Below are 4,480 nucleotides of genomic sequence, written 5' to 3'. Positions count from 1 at the left end.
TCTCAAACTCAACCACAGCAGGGTGAAACCTAGGCTCCAGATAATCCATGTGGGCTCTACAAAGTGGTTTTAATTTACATGTCGTGTAAAAAGTCTATTTCCTTCTCCGTAATTTACGTAAGAGTTGTTCTTGGGGGCGGGTTTTGTATGGTGTTTCGACTGCTGTCTTCACGTTATTTCTGTACGTTTTTTATGGCGCGTGGCCGGTTGTTTTTATATAGAGGTTGGATACTTTGGCTCATGGAGCTGGCCGTTGTGTCTGTTCTAGGCGCTGATCGGGTTGGCATCGTGGCTGGTATAGCCTCCGTCCTTGCCCGGCACAATGCCAATATTGTGGATATCGCCCAGACGGTGGTGCAGAACATATTTTCTATGATTATGGTGGTGGACATTTCTAAGGCGGATGTGGATATCGCCCAGTTGCGCCGGGAGCTTGAGGAGGAGGGGAGGCGTCTGGGGGTGATGGTGGCGGTGTACCACATAGATGTGTTTCGCTACATGCAGAGGATATGAGGTTCGACCCGCGGGAAATCGGCGAGGTGCTTGAGATGTTGCTGTTTAGGGAGCTCGACATCCGCGCGGTGACGCTCAGCGTAAATACCCTCCCGGCGATGAGGCCGACCGCCGCGGAGACCGTCGAGGCGCTTGGGGAGCTCCTAGAGCCCTACCTCAGGAGACTTAGGCCTGCGGTGGAGAAGGTGGCGTCGCGCCTTGGGGTGAAGATCGTCACGGTTAGGCTGGCGGTGTCCCCCGTGTCCATACTGCTGGAGCCTCTGGGGGACGCGGCGTCCGCCGTTGAGATAGCCGTCTTTCTAGACAAACTCGCCGAGAAATACGGCGTCGACTTCGTCGGCGGCTTCTCGGCGTTTGTCCACGCAGGCGTCTCCCGGGGGGACAGGGCCCTGATAGAAGGCTTGGTTGACGGGTTGAACAAGACGGGGCGTGTCGCCGGCTTTCTCAACGCCGCCTCGACGATGACGGGGATAAATCTAGAGGCCGTGAGGAGGGCCGCCGAGCTGGTGCTGGGTCTGAAGCCCCACGCCGCGGCCCGCTTCGCCGTTACCGCCAACCTCCCCGAGGACGTGCCCTTCATGCCGGGGGCCTACCACGGCCTCGGACTGCCGGACGCATTGATTAACGTAGCCGTCAGCGGGCCGGGGGTTATAGAGGCTGTGGTGAGGAGTCTGCCAGACGCCGACGTGAGGACACTCCACGACGCCATGAAGAGAGCCGCGTTTAAAATAACCAGGCTGGGAGAGCTGGTTGGGAGGGAGGTGGCGAGGGAGCTGGGGGTGCCCTTCGGGGCTGTGGATCTCAGCGTGGCGCCATCGCCCAAGGTGGGGGACTCGGTGGCGGCTGTGCTTGAGGCCATGGGCCTGCCGAGGGTGGGGGCCCCTGGCTCGGTGTTCGCCTTGGCGTTGTTTACAGACGCGGTGAAGAAGGGGGGCGCCGTGGCGTCCTCCACCATCGGCGGCCTAAGCGGGGCTTTTATACCTGTGAGCGAAGACGCCGTGATGGCCAGCGCCGCGGCGGAGGGCGCCGTTACGCTGGACACCTTGAAGGCCATGGCGGCTGTCTGCAACACGGGGCTTGACATGGTTGGGATTCCGGCGGAGGCGGGCCCGGACGTGGTGGCGGCGGTGATTGCGGACGTCATGGCGCTTGCCGTACATCTCGACAAGCCGCTGGGGGTGAGGCTGGTGCCGATCCCCGGCGGGAGGCCGGGGGAGTTCTACGACCTCGGCGGCCTCTATGGAAAGGTGGCTGTGGTGGACGTGTCTCGCTACGGGAAAATCCCGCTGGTGTCTAGAGGCGGCACGGCTCCCCCCGGCGTGGAGAGGTTAAAGAAAGGTTAATTAGACGGAATTCGGAGTGTTTATGCCTCTGCACGTAGCCGCCGCGCCTAACGTCGCCGCGGAGACCCGGGAGGAGTACAGGATGAGGTATGAGGAGGCCCTGGGCAAGTACTTGGGTGGTGCCAACTTTATCCTCGTCTTGACTGGGGGGTCCGAGCCTGAGATTTTGTCGGCGGCTGGGGACTACAATATTCTGCTGGCGTGGCCTCACTACAACGCCATGCCCGCCGCCTTGGAGGCCGCCTCGGCGCTGAGGGCGATGGGCAGGTTTGTGGAGGTTGTCCAGCTGGAGGGCCCCGGGGCGCCTCCGCCTCTGGCCAGGTTGGAGAGGCTGGTGAGGCTTGTGGATCTCCTCAGGAGGCCGCCTAGACTTGCGCTGGTGGGCGCCCCTAACAAGTGGCTGGTGTCCTCCGACCTGTCGGGCGGCCCCAGCCTGCATATCGACGAGGAGGGGGTGTATAGGCGGAGTCTGGAGGTGGGGGCGAGGGGCGAGGCCGAGGCGCTGGTGGCCAGGGCTGTGGAGAGCGCCTTCGGCGCCGGGGAGCTGGAGCGCCCGCTCGCCTATGCGAAGGCTCCGCGGGAGGCGGCTGGCGGCGTGGACGGCTTGACTCTGGGCTGTTGGTGTTTTGACTTCGGCAAGGTGAGGGAGCGCGGCTGGACGCCCTGCATATCGCTGGCTGTTCTCAACGACTGGGGGGTGACGGCGACTTGCGAGGGTGACCTCAGGGCGCTCTACTCGGCTGTGGTTTTGAGGCGGCTCTCGGGGAAGCCGGCGTGGATTAGCAACGTCAACATGGTCACCGACGGCGGCCTCTTGCTGACGCACGACGGGGCGCCCCCCTCATTTGGGAAGTATTCCATAGTACCTAGGATGGCCACGAAGGCCGTGGCGGCTCTGAGGGTGGAGGTGCCGCCCGGCATGCCCATTACGCTTCTCAGAGTATCCGGGGACTTGAAGAGGGCAGTCCTCTTGAGGGGGCTTACCGACGTGGCTCAGAGGGTAGAGGCTTGCAATACTCAGGTGGCTGTGAAGTTGCCAGACGGCGCGGGCCGCGCCGTGTTGAAAGCCGGGCTTGGCAACCACCTCGCATATGTGCTAGACGACGTGTATGAGGAGGCCAGGGCCTACCTGGAGTACCTAGGCGCTACCGTAGTGCCCTGAGTCTAGAGATAAAAAACGCCTCGCTTCTGTGGATGTGGGGGAAGGTCCTCCCCCCTAGCCCCTTTACGTATGGGTCTGCGAGGTCTTCGTGAGGTTTCTCGGGGGCCGCCTCGACGCTTCTCACAACCTCCTCGCCTTCCTCGGGCAGAATGCTACACACCGCGTACACAACCTCCCCCGCCAGCTCCAGGGCGTTTTTCAACAGCTCTCGTTGCAACCTGCTGTACCTCGGCGCGTCCTCCAGCCTGGGGTAGATCTTGACGGCGGGCTCCTTGGTGAAGGCGCCGCTGGAGGTGCAGGGCGCGTCTAGGAGGGCCTTGTCGAAGAGCCGCGTCTTTAGCTTTCTGGAGTCGGACCTCACCACCTCCACCGCGTCCCCAGCGCCGACGCGTCTCAACAGTTGCTTCATCCTAGCCACCCGCTTCTGCGAGAGGTCAACCGCCACGATCTTGGCCCTGCCCTCAGCCAGCTGTGCTACTAGGCTTGTCTTCATGCCCGGGGCGGCGGCGAGGTCCACAATCCTGTCTCCGGGCTCCGGCTTGAGGGAGAGGACTGCGTAGATAGAGGCGAGGTCTTGGGGTATCGCCACGAGGCGCCTCACCGCCTCTAGGTACTGAACCGGCCTTTTAGAGCTTTTAAGCAACACTGCGAAGGGTATTCTCGGGTGCGGCTCCACCTCGGCCTCGGCCTCCAGCATCTTCAAGGCCTTGTCCACGTCGGCCTTAAGGGTGTTTATCCTAAGCCAGATCCAGGTCTTGTTCCCCGCGTCGAGAAGCTTCTCCACCTCCTCCGCGGGCAGGTGGCTAAGCAGTGTGGCGACTATCTTGGGGTGGTAGCTGTACTTTATGGAGAGGTACCGCGCCGGGTCCCCCCTCAGGCTCTCCACCTCCCGGAGCACGTCCCCGGGCGCGGCGAGGGCCCTCTTAAGCAACCTCTTCTTAAAGCGGCTCACCATATCTCTGTTGTAGAGCATCTGATCCGCCCTGTAGATAAACCACGCCTTGGCCACCGCCTTAGCCCCAGAGGAGCCGAATAGCCGGGAGGCGGCGAATTTCAGAAAGAAGTAGTGCCTAACCGCGTCGAAGGAGACGTCGTAGAACACCTTGAAGCTGTCCAGCGGCCTCCACCCCCTCTTGACCTTCTGAAAGGCGTAGTCCAGGGTGAGGCCGCCCTCCGCCACTTCGTATATTACCCGGGCCGTGAAGGCGACTAGCTCGCCGGGCGTCCACTTCACAAGAAAACCAGCTCCACCTCCAGCCTCTCTAGGTCAATCACTGCGTAGGTTGACCTCCCCGTGAGGCATCCACACAGCTCGCCGGGGTTGACCACGAGCGTCTTCCCTCTACGCTCCACAGCGGCCTGGTGGGTGTGGCCGTATATCACCACATCGTATATGCCGGACTCCACGAGGGCCCTCAGCAACACAGGCGACGTGCCGTGGTACACGGCCACCCTCCTCCCC

Annotated in this window: 5 protein-coding genes; 3 read left to right on the top strand and 2 right to left on the bottom strand. The window is 62.3% G+C overall.

Annotated features, from left to right (window positions below):
- Positions 1 to 240: 240 nt before the first annotated feature.
- From ACP5J3_RS11140 to ACP5J3_RS11130, 3 genes are read left to right on the top strand one after another with little or no spacing between them, the layout of a single operon-like run.
- Positions 241 to 513 (top strand): ACT domain-containing protein, encoded by a 273-nt coding sequence (locus tag ACP5J3_RS11140; RefSeq protein ID WP_014287984.1) that lies wholly within the window; start codon positions 241 to 243, stop codon positions 511 to 513.
- Positions 510 to 1,856 carry a PFL family protein gene (locus ACP5J3_RS11135; RefSeq protein ID WP_428495760.1) on the top strand — a complete coding sequence of 449 codons (1,347 nt, stop codon included), beginning with the start codon at positions 510 to 512 and terminating at the stop codon, positions 1,854 to 1,856. The genes ACP5J3_RS11140 and ACP5J3_RS11135 overlap by 4 nt, the downstream gene beginning before the upstream one ends.
- A gap of 22 nt (positions 1,857 to 1,878) precedes the next feature.
- Complete coding sequence (locus tag ACP5J3_RS11130; RefSeq protein WP_428495759.1) at positions 1,879 to 3,018, top strand: fucose isomerase; 1,140 nt, start codon at positions 1,879 to 1,881, stop codon at positions 3,016 to 3,018.
- On the opposite strand, the gene ACP5J3_RS11125 is transcribed toward ACP5J3_RS11130, so the two are convergent.
- The gene (locus tag ACP5J3_RS11125) at positions 3,002 to 4,252 is read right to left on the bottom strand and encodes an RsmB/NOP family class I SAM-dependent RNA methyltransferase (protein ID WP_428495758.1); all 1,251 of its coding nucleotides are present in this window, start codon (positions 4,250 to 4,252) and stop codon (positions 3,002 to 3,004) included. The genes ACP5J3_RS11130 and ACP5J3_RS11125 overlap by 17 nt on opposite strands.
- Positions 4,249 to 4,480: YfcE family phosphodiesterase (locus ACP5J3_RS11120; RefSeq protein ID WP_428495757.1), on the bottom strand; the 232-nt coding region annotated here is incomplete at its 5' end. The genes ACP5J3_RS11125 and ACP5J3_RS11120, both read right to left, overlap by 4 nt.

Source organism: Pyrobaculum sp. (assembly GCF_049971835.1).
Classification (GTDB): domain Archaea; phylum Thermoproteota; class Thermoprotei; order Thermoproteales; family Thermoproteaceae; genus Pyrobaculum.
Note: the sequence above shows the minus strand (reverse complement) of the source record. Positions and strands in the feature narration are given on the sequence as shown.